Source organism: Streptomyces sp. NPDC085946 (genome assembly GCF_044540485.1).
In the GTDB taxonomy this organism is placed as follows: domain Bacteria; phylum Actinomycetota; class Actinomycetes; order Streptomycetales; family Streptomycetaceae; genus Streptomyces.
In genome coordinates this window covers 1-18,455 of the sequence record NZ_JBITSF010000010.1, presented here as the reverse complement: position 1 = coordinate 18,455, position 18,455 = coordinate 1, and the positions used below count along the sequence as shown (strand labels likewise).

Annotated in this window: 15 protein-coding genes, 2 pseudogenes and 1 riboswitch; of the genes and pseudogenes, 14 read left to right on the top strand and 3 right to left on the bottom strand. The window is 73.3% G+C overall.

The genetic code is table 11. The annotated features are described in order from the left end of the window. Positions 1-64: 64 nt before the first annotated feature. The 8 genes and pseudogenes from shc to ACIF8T_RS20595 all read left to right on the top strand — a co-directional run bounded on the left by shc (position 65) and on the right by ACIF8T_RS20595 (position 7,438). Entirely contained in the window at positions 65-2,104 is a 2,040-nt protein-coding gene (gene shc, locus ACIF8T_RS20630) for a squalene--hopene cyclase (RefSeq protein WP_400037016.1), read from the top strand. After that, entirely contained in the window at positions 2,104-2,757 is a 654-nt protein-coding gene (locus tag ACIF8T_RS20625; RefSeq protein WP_400037014.1) for a 1-hydroxy-2-methyl-2-butenyl 4-diphosphate reductase, read from the top strand. Before shc ends, ACIF8T_RS20625 begins: the two co-directional genes overlap by 1 nt. Positions 2,758-2,762: 5 nt before the next feature. Continuing rightward, positions 2,763-3,785, top strand: coding sequence for an adenosyl-hopene transferase HpnH (gene hpnH / locus ACIF8T_RS20620; RefSeq protein ID WP_400037012.1), 1,023 nt, complete (start codon positions 2,763-2,765; stop codon positions 3,783-3,785). Positions 3,786-3,789: 4 nt separating this feature from the next. Continuing rightward, positions 3,790-4,536: pseudogene (locus ACIF8T_RS20615) on the top strand (flavodoxin-dependent (E)-4-hydroxy-3-methylbut-2-enyl-diphosphate synthase); the annotation flags it as partial. 64 nt (positions 4,537-4,600) lie between these two features. Next, positions 4,601-4,903: pseudogene (locus ACIF8T_RS20610) on the top strand (1-deoxy-D-xylulose-5-phosphate synthase N-terminal domain-containing protein); the annotation flags it as partial. A gap of 233 nt (positions 4,904-5,136) precedes the next feature. Next, positions 5,137-6,543 (top strand): aspartate aminotransferase family protein, encoded by a 1,407-nt coding sequence (locus tag ACIF8T_RS20605; RefSeq protein WP_400037010.1) that lies wholly within the window; start codon positions 5,137-5,139, stop codon positions 6,541-6,543. A 77-nt stretch (positions 6,544-6,620) separates the two neighbouring features. Next, on the top strand, positions 6,621-7,262 hold the full coding sequence (locus ACIF8T_RS20600) for a helix-turn-helix domain-containing protein (RefSeq protein WP_400037008.1): 642 nt from the start codon (positions 6,621-6,623) through the stop codon (positions 7,260-7,262). After that, on the top strand, positions 7,229-7,438 hold the full coding sequence (locus tag ACIF8T_RS20595; RefSeq protein WP_400037006.1) for a DUF6126 family protein: 210 nt from the start codon (positions 7,229-7,231) through the stop codon (positions 7,436-7,438). Before ACIF8T_RS20600 ends, ACIF8T_RS20595 begins: the two co-directional genes overlap by 34 nt. On the opposite strand, the gene ACIF8T_RS20590 is transcribed toward ACIF8T_RS20595, so the two are convergent. After that, positions 7,392-8,189, bottom strand: coding sequence for a tyrosine-protein phosphatase (locus tag ACIF8T_RS20590; RefSeq protein WP_400037004.1), 798 nt, complete (start codon positions 8,187-8,189; stop codon positions 7,392-7,394). The two genes, ACIF8T_RS20595 and ACIF8T_RS20590, sit on opposite strands and share 47 nt — an antisense overlap. A gap of 171 nt (positions 8,190-8,360) precedes the next feature. Between ACIF8T_RS20590 and ACIF8T_RS20585 the strand changes: the two genes are divergently transcribed. The 4 genes from ACIF8T_RS20585 (at position 8,361) to ACIF8T_RS20570 (ending at position 14,398) form a co-directional block, all read left to right on the top strand. After that, complete coding sequence (locus tag ACIF8T_RS20585; protein ID WP_400037002.1) at positions 8,361-10,445, top strand: alpha-galactosidase; 2,085 nt, start codon at positions 8,361-8,363, stop codon at positions 10,443-10,445. A gap of 308 nt (positions 10,446-10,753) precedes the next feature. Then, a riboswitch (cyclic di-AMP (ydaO/yuaA leader) is annotated at positions 10,754-10,914 on the top strand. A gap of 4 nt (positions 10,915-10,918) precedes the next feature. Then, positions 10,919-11,893 carry a peptidoglycan DD-metalloendopeptidase family protein gene (locus tag ACIF8T_RS20580; RefSeq protein WP_400037001.1) on the top strand — a complete coding sequence of 325 codons (975 nt, stop codon included), beginning with the start codon at positions 10,919-10,921 and terminating at the stop codon, positions 11,891-11,893. Positions 11,894-12,159: 266 nt separating this feature from the next. Next, complete coding sequence (locus ACIF8T_RS20575; protein WP_400037577.1) at positions 12,160-12,945, top strand: SGNH/GDSL hydrolase family protein; 786 nt, start codon at positions 12,160-12,162, stop codon at positions 12,943-12,945. A 187-nt stretch (positions 12,946-13,132) separates the two neighbouring features. Further along, positions 13,133-14,398, top strand: coding sequence for an MBL fold metallo-hydrolase (locus ACIF8T_RS20570; protein ID WP_400036999.1), 1,266 nt, complete (start codon positions 13,133-13,135; stop codon positions 14,396-14,398). 91 nt (positions 14,399-14,489) lie between these two features. Here the strand turns inward: ACIF8T_RS20570 and glgX are convergent, their stop codons facing one another. Together glgX and ACIF8T_RS20560 are read right to left on the bottom strand one after the other, a co-directional pair. Next, positions 14,490-16,637, bottom strand: a complete 2,148-nt coding sequence (gene glgX / locus ACIF8T_RS20565; protein WP_400036997.1) for a glycogen debranching protein GlgX — start codon at positions 16,635-16,637, stop codon at positions 14,490-14,492. Continuing rightward, complete coding sequence (locus ACIF8T_RS20560; protein ID WP_400036995.1) at positions 16,634-17,146, bottom strand: pep a2; 513 nt, start codon at positions 17,144-17,146, stop codon at positions 16,634-16,636. The genes glgX and ACIF8T_RS20560 overlap by 4 nt, the downstream gene beginning before the upstream one ends. 326 nt (positions 17,147-17,472) lie before the next feature. Between ACIF8T_RS20560 and ACIF8T_RS20555 the strand changes: the two genes are divergently transcribed. Continuing rightward, the gene (locus ACIF8T_RS20555) at positions 17,473-17,892 is read left to right on the top strand and encodes a DUF5133 domain-containing protein (RefSeq protein ID WP_400036993.1); all 420 of its coding nucleotides are present in this window, start codon (positions 17,473-17,475) and stop codon (positions 17,890-17,892) included. 52 nt (positions 17,893-17,944) lie between these two features. Next, the coding region (locus ACIF8T_RS20550) for a maltotransferase domain-containing protein (RefSeq protein WP_400036991.1) at positions 17,945-18,455 on the top strand (511 nt) is incomplete at its 3' end.

Genomic DNA, 18,455 nt, shown 5'->3' with positions numbered 1-18,455 from the left:
ACAGCACCGGCCGACGGCGGACCCACAGCAGACACCACTCGCAGGACTGCACGAAGGGGAAGCCATGACAGCGACGACCGACGGAAGCACCGGGGCCCTGCCGCCCCGCGCTGCCGCGGCCAGCGAAACCGACACCGACATCCCCGGGGCGGCCGGGGTCCACGAAGCCGCCGCGCGCGCGGTCCGGCGCGCCACCGACGCGCTGCTCGCCCGGCAGGATCCCGAGGGCTGGTGGAAGGGCGACCTCGAGACGAACGTCACGATGGACGCCGAGGACCTGCTGCTCCGCCAGTTCCTCGGCATCCGCGACGAACGGACCACCGAGGCGGCCGCGCTCTTCGTCCGCGGCGAGCAGCGCGAGGACGGCGCCTGGGCCACCTTCTACGGCGGACCGGGCGACCTCTCCGCCACCATCGAGGCGTACGTCGCCCTGCGCCTGGCCGGTGACGCGCCCGACGCCCCGCACATGGCCCGGGCCTCCGCCTGGGTCCGCGAGCGGGGCGGCATCGCCGCCTCCCGCGTCTTCACCCGGATCTGGCTCGCCCTGTTCGGCTGGTGGAAGTGGGAGGACCTGCCCGAACTCCCGCCCGAGCTGATCTACCTGCCGAACTGGGCGCCGCTCAACATCTACGACTTCGGCTGCTGGGCCCGGCAGACCATCGTCCCGCTGACGATCGTCTCCGCCAAGCGGCCGGTGCGGCCCGCGCCCTTCCCGCTCGACGAGCTGCACACCGACCCGGACCGTCCCAGCCCGCCCAGGGCCCTGGCCCCGGCGGCCAGCTGGGACGGCGCCTTCCAGCGGCTCGACCGGGCGCTGCACCGTTGGCGCAGGGTGGCGCCGCGCCGCCTGCGCCGGGCCGCGATGAACACCGCCGCCCGCTGGATCATCGAGCGCCAGGAGAACGACGGCTGCTGGGGCGGCATCCAGCCCCCGGCCGTGTACTCGATCATCGCGCTGCACCTGCTGGGCTACGACCTGAGGCACCCGGTGATGCGCGCCGGGCTGGACTCCCTGGACCGGTTCGCCGTGTGGCGCGAGGACGGGGCCCGGATGATCGAGGCCTGCCAGTCGCCGGTGTGGGACACCTGCCTGGCCACGATCGCGCTCGCCGACGCCGGGCTGCCCGCCGACCACCCGGCGCTGGTGAAGGCCGCGGACTGGATGCTGGGCGAGCAGGTCGTGCGGCCCGGCGACTGGTCGGTGCGGCGGCCGGGACTGGTGCCGGGCGGCTGGGCGTTCGAGTTCCACAACGACAACTACCCCGACATCGACGACACCGCCGAGGTGGTCCTCGCGCTGCGCCGGGTGAGGCACCACGACCCGGAGCGCGTGCAGCACGCCATCTCCCGCGGCGTGCGCTGGAGCCTCGGCATGCAGTCGAGGAACGGCGCCTGGGGGGCCTTCGACGTCGACAACACCAGCCCGTTCCCCAACCGGCTGCCGTTCTGCGACTTCGGCGAGGTCATCGACCCGCCGTCCGCCGACGTCACCGCGCACGTCGTGGAGATGCTCGCGGTGGAGGGCCTCGCCCACGACCCGCGCACCCGGCGCGGCATCCGCTGGCTGCTGGCCGAACAGGAGCCGGACGGCTCCTGGTTCGGACGCTGGGGCGTCAACTACGTCTACGGCACCGGGTCCGTGGTGCCCGCCCTGGCGGCGGCCGGCCTGCCCGGCTCGCACCCGGCGATCCGGCGGGCCGTGGCCTGGCTGGAGTCGGTGCAGAACGACGACGGCGGCTGGGGCGAGGACCTGCGCTCCTACCGGGACGCGGACCGGTGGAGCGGGCGGGGCGCCTCGACCGCCTCGCAGACGGCCTGGGCGCTGATGGCCCTGCTGGCGGCGGGGGAGCGGGACTCGCGGGCCGTCGAGCGCGGCGTCCGGTGGCTGGTGGCCGCCCAGCGGGAGGACGGCACCTGGGACGAGCCGTACTTCACCGGCACCGGCTTCCCCTGGGACTTCTCCATCAACTACCACCTGTACCGGCAGGTCTTCCCGCTGACCGCGCTCGGCCGGTACGTCCACGGGGAGCCCTTCGCCGACCGGCCGCCGGTCCTCCGGCCGGCGACGGCCGGACGGCCGCTGGCCGAGGCCAAGGGGAGCTGATGAGCGCCCAGCCCGCCCCGGCCCCGCTGCTGGTCGCCTGCGCGCTCGGCATCGAGCGGCTCGCCCTGCGCGCCGGCGGCCGCGCCGGCGGCCGCGGCGGCGCCGGCGGGCCGGTCACCGTGCTGCGCACCGGCATGGGGCCCACGGCCGCCGAGCGCTCCGTCACCCGGGTGCTGGCCGACCCGGCCCTGCGGGACGCCGCCGTGCTCGCCACGGGCTTCTGCGCGGGCCTCGCCCCCGGCATGCACCCCGGTGACCTCGTCGTCGCCGAACAGACCCGGGACCCGCGCGGCACCGTCCCCTGCGTCGGCACCGAGCTGCTCGTCGAGGAGCTCGGGCGGGCCGTGCCGGGGCGCACCGTGCACACCGGGCCGCTCACCGGCTCCGACCACGTGGTGCGCGGCCAGGAGCGGGCCGGCCTGCGGGCGACCGGCGCGATCGCGGTCGACATGGAGTCGGCGGCCACGCTCCTGAGCGCCGTGCGCACCGGCGGGCGCGCGGTTGCGGCCGTCCGGGTGGTCGTGGACGCTCCAGAACACGAACTCGTCCGGATCGGCACGGTGCGCGGTGGAATATCGGCTTTCCGTGTTCTCCGGTCCGTCCTGCCCGCATTCTTCGAATGGCACCGTTCTCTGCTGCTCCCCCGGAGGTGAGCCCGATGGCCATGCCGCTGCGCCAGTCCCTCAAGGTCGCTACCTATCTGGCCGAACAGAAGGTGCGCGGGCGGGAGAAGTTTCCGCTCATCGTCGAACTGGAACCGCTGTACGCCTGCAACCTCAAGTGCGAGGGCTGCGGGAAGATCCAGCACCCGGCGGGTGTGCTCAAGCAGCGCATGCCGGTCGCGCAGGCCGTGGGCGCGGTGCTGGAGTGCGGTGCGCCGATGGTCTCCATCGCCGGCGGCGAACCGCTGATGCACCCCCAGATCGACGAGATCGTCCGGCAGTTGGTGGCCAGGCGGAAGTACGTCTTCCTGTGCACCAACGCCGTGCTGCTGCGCAAGAAGATGGACAGGTTCACGCCGTCGCCCTACTTCGCCTTCGCCGTGCACATCGACGGGCTGCGCGAACGGCACGACGAGTCTGTGGCCAAGGAAGGCGTGTTCGACGAGGCCGTGGCGGCCATCGAGGAGGCCAAGCGGCGCGGCTTCCGGGTCACCACCAACTCGACCTTCTTCAACACCGACACCCCGCAGACGGTCATCGAGGTGCTGAACTACCTCAACGACGACCTGAAGGTCGACGAGATGATGATCTCGCCCGCCTACGCCTACGAGAAGGCCCCCGACCAGGAGCACTTCCTGGGCGTGGAGCAGACCCGCGAACTGTTCAGGAAGGCCTTCGCGGGCGGCAACCGGCGCCGCTGGCGGCTCAACCACTCCCCGCTGTTCCTCGACTTCCTGGAGGGCCGGGCCGACTTCCCGTGCACCGCCTGGGCCATCCCGAACTACTCCCTCTTCGGCTGGCAGCGCCCCTGCTACCTGATGAGCGACGGGTACGTGCCGACGTACCGGGAGCTGGTCGAGGAGACCGACTGGGAGAAGTACGGCCGGGGCAAGGACCCGCGCTGCGCCAACTGCATGGCGCACTGCGGCTACGAGCCCACCGCCGTCCTGGCCACCATGGGCTCCCTGAAGGAGTCCCTGCGGGCCATGCGCGAGACCGTCGCGGGAAGCAAGGGGTAGCGCGGTGACCCCCGTGCCCCTGGGCGTCTGCGAGGTGCCGGCCCGGCCGGTCGCCCCGCGGCGCCCCTCGCGGCAGATGCGGGTCGGGTCCGTGGCGGTCGGCGGGGACGCCCCCGTCTCGGTGCGGTCGATGACCACCACCCGTACGTCCGGCATCGGTGCCACGCTCCAGCAGATCGCGGAACCGACCGCGTCGGGCTGCCAGATCGTGCAGGTGGCCTGCCCCGCGCAGGACGACGCCGACGCGCTCGCGGTCATCGCGAGGAAGGCGCGGATCCCGGTGATCGCCGACATCCGCTTCCAGCCGAAGTACGTCTTCGCCGCGATCGAGGCGGGCTGCGCGGCCGTCCGTGTCGACCCCGGCGACATCAAGCAGTTCGACGACGAGGTCGGCATCCAGATCCTGGAGTCGCTGAACCCGCGCCGGCGCGGCCTGGAGATCGTCTCCTGCCCGTCCTGCGGCCGCGCCCAGGCCGACGTCCACGAGCTCGCCGAAGAGGTCACCGCCGGCCTGACCGGCATGGAGGTGCCGCTGCGCGTCGCCGTGATGGGCTGCGTCGTCAACGGCCCCGGCGAGGCCCGCGAGGCCGACCTCGGCGTCGCCTCCGGCAACGGCAAGGGCCAGATCTTCGTCAAGGGCCAGGTCATCAAGACCGTCCCCGAGTCCAGGATCGTGGAGACGCTCATCGAGGAGGCCGTGAAACTGGCCGAGCAGATGGAGAAGGACGGCGTGGCCCCCGGCGCCCCGGCCGGCGCGGGGACACCCGTGGTGACGGTGGGTCCGAGCGAGGCACGGACCGAGAGGGGGCCCGGGCGTGACGATCCCGGAGAGCGTCCGGCGACCGCGTGACCCGAAGGCGCTGCCCGAGGCGGAACTCGGCGAACCGCCCGCCGGGACGAGGGAGTTCCTGGTGCACGCGGCCGCCGGGACCGGCGGCCGCCTCGGACCCGGCCCGGGCGCGGTGGAACTCGCCGTCGCCCCGCACCGGGTCTTCGAGTCGCCGGCCGACCGCATCCTGTGCGACACCGGCCACCAGAGTTACGTGCACAAGTTGCTGGCGAACCGTCAGGGATTCTCCGGGCTGCGCGGGACGGTCGCCGTGGGCGACGCGCCGGCCCTCGTCCGCTTCCCGAAGCGGTCCGCCGGCCCGCCGGTGCCGGCGGTGGCGCTCGCGCTCGGCGACGCCGACGCCGACATGCCGGTCCGGCGGTTCGGCATCCCCGGGCGGTCCCTCGCGCACGCCGGGCGCGCCGAAGCGCTCGCCGGCACCGGCCTCACCCCTGTCGAGACCGCCGGACGGATCGGCGCGCGCCCGGCCGTCGAGGAAGAGCAGTCCAAGGAGACGCACGGATGACCACCGCTGAATCCGCAGCCGGAACCGGGGAGTTCGACCTCGGCAGGCTCCTGGCCGAGCGTGGCGGCGAACGCTACGACCTGCACGCCCGGTACCTCAACCACCAACTCCCGCGCATGCTCCACACCCTCGGCTTCGACAAGGTCTACGAACGGGCCGAGGGCGCCCTGTTCTGGGACGCGGAGGGCAACGAGTACCTCGACATGCTCGCCGGATTCGGGGTGATGGGGCTCGGGCGCCACCACCCCGTCGTCCGCAAGGCCCTGCACGACGTCCTCGACGCCTCCCTCGCCGACCTCACCCGGTTCGACTGCCAGCCGCTGCCCGGACTGCTGGCCGAGAAGCTGCTCGCGCACAGCCCGCACCTGGACCGGGTGTTCTTCGGCAACAGCGGCACCGAGGCCGTCGAGGGCGCCCTGAAGTTCGCCCGGTACGCCACCGGCAAGCCCCGCGTCCTGTACTGCGCGCACGCCTTCCACGGCCTGACCACCGGCGCCCTGTCCGTCAACGGCGAGCCCGCCTTCCGCGACGGCTTCGCCCCGCTGCTGCCCGACACGCCCGTCCCCCTCGGCGACCTCGACGCGCTGGAACGGGAGCTGAAGAAGGGGGACGTCGCCGCGCTGATCGTCGAGCCGATCCAGGGCAAGGGCGTGCACGAGGCGCCGCCCGGCTATCTGCGCGCCGCGCAGGACCTGCTGCGCCGCCACAAGGCACTGCTCATCGCCGACGAGGTGCAGACCGGCCTCGGCCGGACCGGCGACTTCTACGCCTACCAGCACGAGGACGGCGTCGAACCGGACCTGGTGTGCGTGGCCAAGGCGCTCTCCGGCGGCTACGTGCCGGTCGGCGCCACGATCGGCCGGGACCGGATCTTCAAGAAGGTCTACTCGTCGATGGACCGGGTGCTGGTGCACTCGGCGAGCTTCGGCTCCAACGCGCAGGCCATGGCGGCGGGCCTGGCCGTGCTGTCGGTCATGGAGGACGAGCAGGTCGTGGCGAACGCCCGCGCCACCGGTGAGCTGCTGAAGTCCCGGCTCACCGCGCTCGTCGACCGCTACGAGCTGCTCGCCGACGTCCGCGGCCGGGGCCTGATGATCGGCATCGAGTTCGGGCGGCCCGCGTCGCTGAAGCTGCGCGGCCGCTGGGCCATGCTCCAGGCCGCCCGCAAGGGGCTGTTCGCGCAGATGGTCGTCGTCCCGCTGCTCCAGCGGCACCGGATCCTCACGCAGGTCTCCGGCGACCACATGGAGGTGATCAAGCTGATCCCGCCGCTGATCATCGGCGAGCGGGAGGTGGACCGGTTCGTCGAGGCCTTCACCGCCGTGATGGACGACGCGCACGACGGCGGGCTGGTGTGGGACTTCGGCAAGACACTGGTCAAGCAGGCGGTCGCCCACCGCTGACCACCGGGCACGGCCGAGGTTTTTGCCTCTGAGGCAAAAAATTTGCCACAGAGGCAAGATTTCGGCTGAATGGAGGCATGAGCTCCTCCGAGACCGGGCACTCCGCCGCGCCCGATCCGGCGGCCGGGGCGGCCGACGCCCTGCCCGCCGTCGCGCCGCAGCTGCGCGCCCTGCGCCGCCGGTCCTCCCTCACCCTGGAGGCCGCGGCCCGCGCCGCCGGGCTGTCGCCCGCCCACCTCTCCCGGCTGGAGACCGGACAGCGCCAGCCCTCGCTGCCGATGCTGCTCGCGCTCGCCCGTATCTACGGTACGACCGTCGCGGAGCTGCTCGGCGAGACGGCCGCCGGCCGGGACGCCGTCATCCGCGCGGCCGACATGGAGCCGACCGCCGCCGGCGGCTGGACGTACTATCCGGCCGGAGCGCCCGGACGCGGGATGCAGGCCCTGCGGGTCCACGTCCCCCACGGCTCCCAGGGCGACATCGTGCGCGTCCACCCCGGCGAGGAGTGGCTGTACGTGCTCAAGGGGCGGCTGCGGCTGTGCCTGGGGGACGCCACGCACCGGCTCGCCCCGGGCGACAGCGCGCACTTCGACTCGCTCACCCCGCACCGCATCGCCGCCCAGGACCCCGACGGAGTCGAGCTCCTGTTCGTCCACACCCTGCTGCAGAGCCCCACGGCCGCCCTGTGCCTGGGGCAGGCCCCCGGAGACGCGCCCTGAGCGGCGTGGAGGAGCGGTACCCCCGCGCCCTGTGGGCGCGGTCGATCATCCACATCGCGGTGGGGCACGTCTTCGCCGCCTTCGTCCACCTGCTGTCCGGAGTGGGCGCGCAGCGGCCCCGCCGCGGCCTCAGTCCAGCAGGCGCTCGCGCAGCCGCTCCCGGACCTCAGGGGTGACCCCGAGGCCCTTCTCCAGGTAGGCGTCGACGCCGCCCCAGGTCTCCTCGATGGTCTCGAAGGCCGCCGCCAGGTACTCGGCGCGCGCGTCGAACAGCGGGCTGAGCAGCTCCATGACCTCGGGGGAGTACGCCGAGGCGGAGGAGCTGCTGCGGTGCACCTTGTAGCGGCGGTGCTTGGCGTTCGACTTCAGGTAGTCGTCGAGGATCGCGTCGCGCTCGACGCCGAGGGCGAGCAGCGTCACCGCGACGGACAGGCCCGCGCGGTCCTTGCCGGCCGCGCAGTGCATCAGGGCGGGGACGCTGTCCTCGGCGAGCGCGTGCAGCACCCGGGAGTGCTCGGCGGTGCGTTCCTTCACGATCGTGCGGTACGAGGCGATCATCCGGTCCGCGGCCTTGCCGTCCGCGAGGATCTCGCGGAGCTGGTCGATGTCGCCGTCGCGGACCATCCGCCAGAACTCGGCGCCGTCGGCGGGGTCGGACAACGGCAGGTTCACGTTCCGCACGCCCGGCAGCTCGACGTCCGGCCCCTCCAGCTTCTGGTCGGCGGCGTTGCGGAAGTCGAAGACCGTGTGCAGGCCCAGCGAGGAGAGGAAGACCGCGTCCTCGGCGGTCGCGTGCGCGAGGTGACCGCTGCGGAACAGCACGCCGTGCCGCACCCGTCGGCCGTCCACGGTCGGGAGCCCGCCCACGTCGCGGAAGTTGCGCACTCCGGCCAGCTCGGGCTCGGTCGACGGGACCTGCTGCGTCACGGGGGCTCCCTCCCACGTCGCCCCGCCGGCGCGGCTCGTCGACGGGCACCACTCGAAGATACGGCATGGCCGCCGGGGCCGATCGGGTCGTCCACAGGCGTTGCCCCGCGGGCCCGGCCACCCCGATCATGGACGTGATCGGCCGTTGCTGTTCGACGCTGTGAGGGTCTGATGCCGGAGATCTCCGAAGACGGGCGCACGTGGCTGCTGTCCGGGCCGGCCAGCGGTTACGCCCTCCACCTGACCGACCGCGACGAGCTGGTGCACCTGCACTGGGGGCCGCGGATCGCGCTCGCCGACGCCGAGGCCCTCGCGGTCCGTCCGCTGCCGGATTACTGGCCCTTCGAGTCCCCCCTCGACGGACGCGAGGAGTACCCGGTCGAGGGCGGCCCCCGGTTCGTCCGCCCGGCCCTGTCCGTCCGCAGGGCCGCGGACGGGCGGCGCGGCACGCAGTGGACCTACGCCGGGCACGAAACGGCCGGGGACGGCGAGTTACGGCTCCGCTTCCGCGACGGCGGCCTGGCCGTCACCCTGCACTACCGGATGCGCGGCGACGTGGTGGAGCGGTGGGCCCACCTCGCCAACGACGGGCCGGCGGTCGAGGTGCTGCGCGCCGACTCCGCCGTCTGGACGCTGCCCGACCGCGAGGGCTGGCGGCTGTCCCAGCTGCACGGCCGCTGGGCCGCGGAGTCCCGCCTGGTGCGCTCGGACCTCACCTACGGCGAGAAGGTCCTCGGCAGCCGCCGCGGCCACACCGGCCACCAGCACCTGCCCTGGGTCGCCCTGGACACCGACGCCACCGAGGAGCACGGCGAGGTCTACGGCTGCGCCCTGGCCTGGTCCGGCTCCTGGCGCCTGTGCGTGGCCCAGCTCCCGGACGCGCGCGTGCAGATCACCGGCGGCGCGGGTCACGACGACTCCGGCCTGCTGATGCTGGCGGCGGGGGAGTCGTACACCACCCCGGTCTTCGCGGGGCTGTGGAGCGACGGCGGCTTCGGCGGTGCCAGCCGCGCCTGGCACGCCTACCAGCGGACGTACGTCGTCCCGGACGCGGACCGGGACCGGCCGGTGCTGTTCAACTCCTGGGAGGCCACCGGGTTCGACATCTCCGAGGAGCGGCAGCGGGCGCTCGCCAAGCGGGCCGCCGCGCTGGGCGTGGAGCTGTTCGTCGTCGACGACGGTTGGTTCGGGGCCCGCACCGGCGACCGGGCCGGGCTCGGGGACTGGGCGCCCAACCCCGACCGGTTCCCCCGCGGTCTGAAGCCGCTCGCCGACCACGTGCACGCGCTCGGGATGCAGTTCGGCATCTGGGTCGAGCCGGAGATGGTCAACCCGGACAGCGACCTCTACCGCGCGCACCCGGACTGGGTGCAGTTCCAGCCGGGGCGCACGCGCACGGAGTTCCGCAACCAGCTGGTGCTCAACCTGGCCCGCGAGGACGTCCGTGAGCATCTCTGGCAGCGGCTCGACGAGCTGCTGGCCGGCGCCCCGATCGACTACGTCAAGTGGGACTTCAACCGCTGCTTCACCGACGCCGGCTGGCCCGGGGAGCCGTATCCGCAGCGGCTGTGGACCGACCACGTGCACGCCCTGTACGCCCTGCTGGACCGGCTGCGGGCGGCCCACCCGGGCGTCGCCTTCGAGTCCTGTTCGGGCGGCGGCGGCCGGATCGACCTCGGGGTGCTGAGCCGCACGGACCAGGTGTGGACCTCGGACAACACCGATCCGCTCGACCGGCTCGCCGTCCAGCACGGCTTCAGCCAGGTCCATCCCGCGCGGGTCATGGCCGCCTGGGTCACCGACAGCCCGAACGCCATGCTCAACGGGCGGGTGAGCTCGCTGCGGTTCCGGTTCGTCAGCGCCATGGCCGGGGTGCTGGGCCTCGGCGGGGACCTGACCCGCTGGAGCGCGGAGGAGCTCGCCGAGGCGCGGGAGTGGGTGGCGCTCTACAAGGAGATCCGGCCCGTGGTGCAGCGCGGCGACCTGTACCGGCTGCGCCCGCCGACGGGCGGCCTGAGCGCCGTGCAGTACGTCCTCGGCGACGAGACCGTCGTCCTCGCCTGGCTCCAGGCACAGCACTACGGGGAGCCCGCCGCCGCGCTCAGGCTGCGGGGCCTCGACCCGGCCGCCTCCTACGAATGCCGCGAAACGGGCGAAATCCATCGAGGTGCGGTGCTCCTGCACCACGGGCTGCGGACCGGGCTGCGCGGGGACCTCGACGCCGCCGTGGTCCGGCTGCGGCGCCTCGATTCGTAGCGAATGGGCGAACTGTCCGAATAAGGAGTTTCGCTCTAACGTGCCCCGGAAGCGGGGGAGATGGCCGCCGGCTGGTGAGCAGCGTCATATCCGTGACGATCCGTTGTCGCCATGCTCACGTAATTCATGCCTTTTTCCTGGCCGTTTGAGGAAAACGGAAGATCATTGATCCACGCACCGTCACCACGGACGTCCACAGGAATCCCTGGAACGCGCAGGTGCGGACAACCGCACGCTTGTCCCCGCGCGTCCTGTTCGCTTACGTTCGCCACCGATCCGGACGGACGCCTAATCCTGCCGCCGCCCGGAGCCCGCACACACTGACCCGTGTACGGCAGGAGCGGGGGACCCACAGGTACGACGCCTGTTCCGGTTCCCGGAACGGCTTGGGGTTAAGCCGCGCCTCGGCGCGGCCGGGCATCTCCAGTCCGCACCCGACAGCTCACCTCGTAGGCGCCGGAGAGGAAATCGCCATGCCCGCGAAGGGTAAGCACCGCCGTCCGAAGACCCTGCGCTTCACCCGTTCCATCGCCGTCGCCGGAACCGGCGGCGCCGCACTCGCCCTGCCGCTGCTGGGCGCCACCGGTGCCCACGCCGCCACCCCGCAGTCCGCCCCGGAGAAGGCCGTCCAGTCCGTCCAGGCCGCCGGGAAGAAGGCTGCCGGCGAGAAGGCCGACGACGTCCGCACCTACACGGTGAAGGCCGGCGACTACCTCGCGAGGATCGCCGACGAGCAGGACGTCGACGGCGGCTGGAAGCAGCTGTACGCCGACAACCGCGAGGCCGTCGGCGCCGACCCGTCGCTGATCCACCCGGGCCTGGAGCTGTCCATCGGCGAGAAGGCGGCCGGCGCCACCAAGCCGTCCTCCGCGGCCAAGTCCTCGGCGGCCAAGTCCTCCGCGGCCAAGCCCTCGGTCCCGGCCAAGTCCTTCGCCCCGGCGAAGTCCTCCTCCGAGCAGTCCGCGGACAAGCCGGCCGAGCAGTCCTCCGCCGAGCAGACCACCACCGCGAGCGACGCCGCCGAGTCCGCGGGCACCGCCGGCGGTTACGCCGCCCCGGTCTCCGGCGGCGTCGGCACCGCCTACAAGGTGGCCGGCAGCATGTGGTCCAGCGGCTACCACACCGGCGTCGACTTCTCCGTCCCCACCGGCACCTCCCTCAAGGCCGTCGGCGCGGGCACGGTCGTCTCCGCGGGCTGGGCCGGCGCGTACGGCAACCAGGTCGTCATCAAGCTCGCCGACGGCTACTACGCCCAGTACGCCCACCTGTCCTCGCTGTCCGTCTCGGCCGGCCAGGCCGTGACCGCCGGACAGCAGGTCGGCCTCTCCGGCTCGACCGGCAACTCGACCGGACCGCACCTGCACTTCGAGATCCGCACCACGCCGGACTACGGCTCGGACGTGGACCCGGTCGCCTACCTGAACGCGCACGGCGTCAGCATCGGCTGACCCGCACGACCGCCCGCCTGACACGCCGTCGGAGGCCGGACCCGGTTCCCCGGGTCCGGCCTCCGGCGTGTCGGCCGGCCCCGGTCCGGGACCGGGGCGGACCGGCCCTCAACGCCTGTGACCAGGCACCTATTCCGCAGTTGGGGAACACTTGGGGAGTGGCTTATCTCACCGCCCGTCAACCCCTTCCTACGGTCGCGTAGGTCACATTCGACGGTGAAAGATGAGCTGCTGTGGCAGACGATTCGAAGAGTGACAGCAGATCAGTGATCGGGTCGTACGTGGCGGTGGGGGACAGCTTCACCGAGGGCGTCGGCGACCCCGGCCCCGACGGGGCGTTCGTCGGCTGGGCCGACCGGTTCGCCGTGCTGCTCGCGGACCGCCGGCCCGAAGGCGACTTCGCGTACACCAACCTCGCCGTGCGCGGCAGGCTCCTCGACCAGATCGTGGCGGAACAGGTGCCGCGGGCCGTCGAACTCGCCCCGGACCTCGTCTCGTTCTGCGCGGGCGGCAACGACATCCTGCGCCCCGGCAGCGATCCGGACGAGGTGGCCGAGCGCTTCGAGGCGGCGGTGACCGCGCTCACCGCGGTGGCCGGCACGGTCATGGTGACGACGGGTTTCGACACCCGGGGCATCCCCGTGCTCAAGCACCTGCGCGGCAAGATCGCCACCTACAACGGCCATGTGCGGGCCATCGCCGACCGGCACGGCTGCCCCGTGCTCGACCTCTGGTCGCTCCGCAGCGTCCAGGACCGCCGGGCCTGGGACTCCGACCGGCTGCACCTGTCGCCCGAGGGGCACACGCGCGTGGCGCTGCGGGCCGGGCAGGTGCTCGGGCTGGAGGTCCCGGCCGACCCGGAGCAGCCCTGGCCGCCGCTGCCGCCGCGCGGCACCCTGGAGGTCCGGCGGGACGACGTCCAGTGGGCGCGGGAGTACCTGGTGCCGTGGATCGGGCGCCGGCTGCGCGGGGAGTCGTCGGGCGACCACGTCACGGCGAAGGGGACGCTGTCGCCGCGCGACATCCGGATGCGGATCGCCGCGGTGGCGTGAGGCGCCGGCCGGGTCCCGCGGCCGCACCCGCGGCGACCGCGGCCGCACCCTGTCCGGGAGCGTCCGCGGCGGGACCCCCGGACGATCCGCGCCGGGCCGTCCACCGTCCACCGTGCTCCGGGTGGCCCGGGGGCAGGGAAGGGGCCCGACCATAATGGGAGGTCCGACGACTCCACCTGGAGGTAGCGTGGCCGGTTTCCGATCGACGAACTCCGGGCTGCGCGCCCTGCGGCCCGCGGCCTTCGGCGCGGACCCCGGCGGAGAGCGCATGGCCCGCATCCGCAGATCGCCGCACTTCGGGGACGGGGTCTTCCAGAATCCCGGCGGCACCGCCCGGACCCGGCCGTCCGGCTCGACGCGTGACTTCGCGAAGGTCTACTTCGACAGGGAGGCCCGGCCCCGCCGCACCCCGAAGGGCCCGGTCCCGGTCCACGCCACCACGCTCGCCGACCTCGCTCGGCCCCCGGCGAGCGGACTGCGGCTCACGTGGATGGGGCACTCCAGCGTGCTGGCCGAGATGGACGGGCAGCGGGTGCTGTTCGACCCGGTGTGGGGCGAGCGCTGCTCCCCGTTCCCCTTCGCCGGGCCGAAGCGGCTGCACCCCGTGCCGGTGCCGCTCGCCGCGCTGGGCCCGGTCGACGTCGTCGTCATCTCGCACGACCACTACGACCACCTGGACATGCCCACCGTCAAGGCGCTGGCCGGCACCGGCACGCTCTTCGCCGTGCCGCTCGGCGTCGGCGCCCACCTGGAGCACTGGGGGGTCCCGGCGGACCGGCTGCGCGAGCTGGACTGGCACGAGGAGACGCGGGTCGGCGGCCTGACCCTGACCGCCACCCCGGCCCGTCACTTCTGCGGCCGGGGCCTGCGCAACACCCAGCACACCCTGTGGGCCTCCTGGGTGGTTGCCGGAGCCGAGCACCGGATCTACCACAGCGGCGACACCGGGTACTTCGACGGTTTCCAGGACATCGGCGCCGACCACGGCCCGTTCGACGCCACGATGATCCAGATCGGCGCGTACTCCGACTTCTGGCCCGACATCCACATGACCCCGCAGGAGGGCATGCGGGCCCACCTCGACCTCCAGGGCGGGCCGGAGCACGGCCCGATGCTCCCGATCCACTGGGCCACCTTCAACCTGGCGCCGCACCCGTGGGCGGAGCCCGGCGAGGGCAGCCTCGCGGCGGCCCGCGCGGCGGGTGCGCGCGTCGCCCTGCCCCGCCCCGGCGAGCCCTTCGAACCCACCGCGGGGACCGTGCCGTCCGAGCCGTGGTGGCGCGGGGTGGCGCGGGCCCCGGCGGGCGGCTGGCCCGCGCAGGAGGCCGTCACCGGCGCCGTCGTCAAGACCCGGGCCGACGACGCAGCCCTGGCCCAGGGTGACACGGTGAGTGACGATGCGAAGGGTGCCGTACGGGGCACCGAAGATCCCGAAACCCTCCCGGCGGGCTGACCGGGAGGCGGGCGAGGGGGGGGGGGGGGGGGGGGGGGGGGGGGGGGGGGGGGGGGGCCCCCCCCCCCCCCCCCCCCCGGCCGTGGACCCCTCAGGAGGCCTGCGCCCGGGACGGCCGGGACAGCAGCATCAGGCTGCGCGCGCCGACGCTCAGCCGGGTGCCCGCCTTGTGCTCCGCCTCGTCCGGGCCCTCGGGGTCGGCGGTGTCGATCAGCGCCGTCCAGCGCTCGCCGTAGGCGGCGTCCGGCAGGCGGAACTCCACCGGCTCCCAGTGACTGTTGAGGAGCAGGAGGAAGGAGTCGTCGACCACCCGCCGGCCGCGCGGGTCGGGCTCGGCGATGGCGTCGCCGTTGAGGAAGACCGCGACGGCGTGCGCGTCGCCGCGCTGCCAGTCGTCGTCGGTCATCTCCCGCGCGTCCGGCGCCAGCCACACCAGGTCCGGCAGCGGCTGGCCGGCGTGGGTCACCGTCTCGCCGAGGAAGAAGCGGCGCCGCCGCAGCACCGGGTGTGCGGTGCGCAGCCCGATGACGTACCGGGTGAAGTCCAGCAGGCCGCGCTGCTCGGCGGTCAGCCGCCAGTCGATCCAGGAGATCTCGTTGTCCTGGCAGTAGGCGTTGTTGTTGCCGCGCTGGGTGCGGCCCAGTTCGTCGCCGTGGCAGAGCATCGGGATGCCCTGCGACAGCAGCAGCGTGGCGATGAAGTTGCGCTGCTGGCGGGCGCGCAGCTCCAGCACGGCCGGGTCGCGGGTCTCGCCCTCGGCCCCGCAGTTCCAGGACCGGTTGGTGCTCTCGCCGTCCGCGTTGCCCTCGCCGTTGGCCTCGTTGTGCTTGTCGTTGTACGAGACCAGGTCGCGCAGGGTGAACCCGTCGTGCGCGGTCACGAAGTTGACGCTGGCCCGGGGGCGGCGCCGACTGTGGGCGTACAGGTCGGACGAGCCGGTCAGCCGGGAGGCGAACTCGCCGAGCGTGTGCGGCTCGGTGCGCCAGAAGTCCCGGACGGCGTCCCGGTACAGGCCGTTCCACTCCGACCACAGCGGCGGGAAGTTGCCCACCTGGTAGCCGCCCTCGCCGACGTCCCACGGCTCGGCGATCAGCTTGACGCGGCTGATCACCGGGTCCTGCTGGATGAGGTCGAAGAACGCCGACAGCCGGTCCACCTCGTGGAACTGCCGGGCGAGCGTCGCCGCGAGGTCGAAGCGGAACCCGTCGACGTGCATCTCGGTCACCCAGTACCGCAGCGAGTCCATGATCAGCTGGAGCACGTAGGGGTGCCGCATCAGCAGGCTGTTGCCGGTGCCGGTGGTGTCGTAGTAGTGCTCCCAGTCGCCGTCCACCAGGCGGTAGTAGGAGGAGTTGTCGATGCCGCGGAAGGACAGGGTCGGGCCCAGGTGGTTGCCCTCGGCGGTGTGGTTGTAGACCACGTCGAGGATCACCTCGAGACCGGCCGCGTGCAGCGTCCTGACCATCGACTTGAACTCGGCGACCTGCTGGCCGCGCGTGCCGCGGGCGGCGTAGCCGTTGTGCGGGGCGAAGAAGCCGATCGTGTTGTAGCCCCAGTAGTTCGACAGGCCGCGGTCCACCAGGACGCCGTCCTGGACGAACTGGTGCACCGGCATCAGCTCCACGGCCGTGACCCCGAGCGACCGGAGGTGCTCGACGACCGCGGGGTGGGCGAGCCCGGCGTACGTGCCGCGCAGCTCGGGCGGGACGTCGGGGTGGGTGCGGGTCAGGCCCTTGACATGCGCCTCGTAGATCACCGTGTCGGCGTACGGCCGGCCGGGCCGGACGTCGTCGCCCCAGTCGAAGGACGGGTCGGTGACCACGCCGAGCATGGTGTGCCCGAAGCTGTCGGCCGGGTCGGGGCCGTCCGGGCTGCGCTCGTACAGCGAGGGGTGGTTGTCGATCTGCCCGTCCACCGCCCTGGCGTACGGGTCGAGGAGCAGCTTGGCCGGGTTGCACCGGTGGCCGGCGGCGGGGGCCCACGGGCCGTGCACGCGGTAGCCGTAGCGCTGGCCGGGGCCCACGCCGGGCAGGTAGCCGTGCCACACGAAGCCGTCGACCTCGGTCAGCGGGACCTCGGTGGGCCGGCCGTCGTCGTCCACCAGGACCAGGTCGACGCGTTCGGCCACCTCGCTGAAGAGCGCGAAGTTGGTGCCCTCGCCGTCATGGGCCGCGCCCAGCGGGTAGGGGTGCCCGCTCCACGCGGACACCCCGTCCCGGGTCTGCCGGCTCCGGGTCACCGGGCCTCCTCCAGGACCTCGTCCGGCGTACCGGCCGGATCGGCCACCTGGGTGACCGCCACTTCGCGGGGCACGTCGAGGCCCTCGCGCAGGTCGGGCTCCGGGGCGGTCGGCACCAGCGGTTCGCGGTTGCCGGCGCGGGCGCGCTGCGAGAACCAGATGACCTTGCTGCCGGTCTCGGTGGCGCAGCAGCCCCAGCCGTCGCTCATCGCGGCGAGGTGCTGCAGGCAGGCGCGCAGCTCGTGGTCCGGTCGCAGCGTGCGGTTGTTGTCACCGATGGCGGTGATGAGGTGCTGGCCGTTCCACCACATCTCGATGGAGGTGTTCTTGTCCGTGGCGTGCTCGTCGATGGCCTCGAGCAGCATCTCGGCGCCGTGGCAGACGGGTTCGACCAGGTTCTCCAGGTCCCAGAACCTCAGGTGAGCGGCCAGAATGCGGCTGACCTGACCCACCCGTTCCGGGCTGACTTCCACGTCGAGGTGGTAGTAGCAGGGCACTGCGGTCTTCATCGGTTGGCTCCTCACCGCGACGCTCCACGTTCCTCCTCACCCCTGCGGGACGAGGCCCCGAACACGGAACGTGAGCACTTATCGCTTCTGAGTCATCCCCAGCGTGAGGGCGGTAGTCCATTCGTGCAACACGAGCGCACACCTGAGGCGACCGGTCCGACAACCGAGCGGCCCAATGGTTGAAGATCCAACAAGACGCTGTGTCATGGCACGTGCACCATGTGTGAAGAACTCGACCGCCGTCACGGGTCCGCGCCACCGCGCACGGCCCCCACCCGACCGTCGGGAGACCGTGCCCATCCAGTCCCGAAGAGGTGAACGGCGCCATGCTGCTACCCGCCAAAGCCGAAGTCGCCCGGCAGTTGCGGCGTTACCGGGCCTGGGAACGCGTCATGCTCGCGGCGCCGGCCGACCGCACCGTGCGGGCCACCTTCGAGGACTCGGGCTACACCCTGTGCGTCCTGATGGGCGAGCGCTGCGCGCGGGAGGCGGCGGACGCGGCCGAGCGGTACCTGCGGGCCGGTGCCGTCACCCCGGTGGAGGAGCCCCCGCTGCGGGCCCCGACCCTGCTCGACCCCCGTCTGCAGGAACCCCGGCCGCGGAAGTCCCCGCCGCAGGAACCCCTGAAGGACACCCGCCCGCGGGAGTCCGCCGCGGAGCTGCCGGCAGCCGCGGTCCCGGGCGGCCCGCCGGCGGCGGAGCGGCGCTCCGCGGCGAAGCGGCAGCGGCCTGCCCGCACAGCGTGATTCCCCTGACCGGGCCCCGGCCCGGTTCCGAGCACGGCGGAGGTGAGGACCCATGAGGACGACCCGGGCCATCGGCCGGATCCCGGTGCGGGACGTGCGGCCGGCCGTGGAGTGCGGCCGGCGGCCGGCGAAGGCGGTCGTGGGAGAGACGTTCGAGGTCACCGCCACCGTGTTCCGGGAGGGGCACGACGCGGTGGCCGCCAACGTCGTCCTGAAGGACCCCGAGGGCCGCCCCGGGCCGTGGACCCCCATGCGGGAACTCGCCCCCGGCAGCGACCGGTGGGGAGCGGAGATCACCGCGGACGCCGTGGGCCACTGGACGTACCGCGTGGAGGCCTGGGGCGACCCGGTCACCACCTGGCGCCACCACGCCCGGATCAAGATCCCCGCGGGGATGGACACCGAGGTCGTCCTGGAGGAAGGCGCCGAACTGTACGAGCGGGCCGCGGCCGGCATCCCGATGGAGGCCGGCCGGGACGTGGTGCTGGAGGCGGTGGGGGCGTTGCGGGACGAGGGCCGGCCGGCCGCGGCGCGGCTGGCGGCGGCGCTGACGCCGGAGGTGG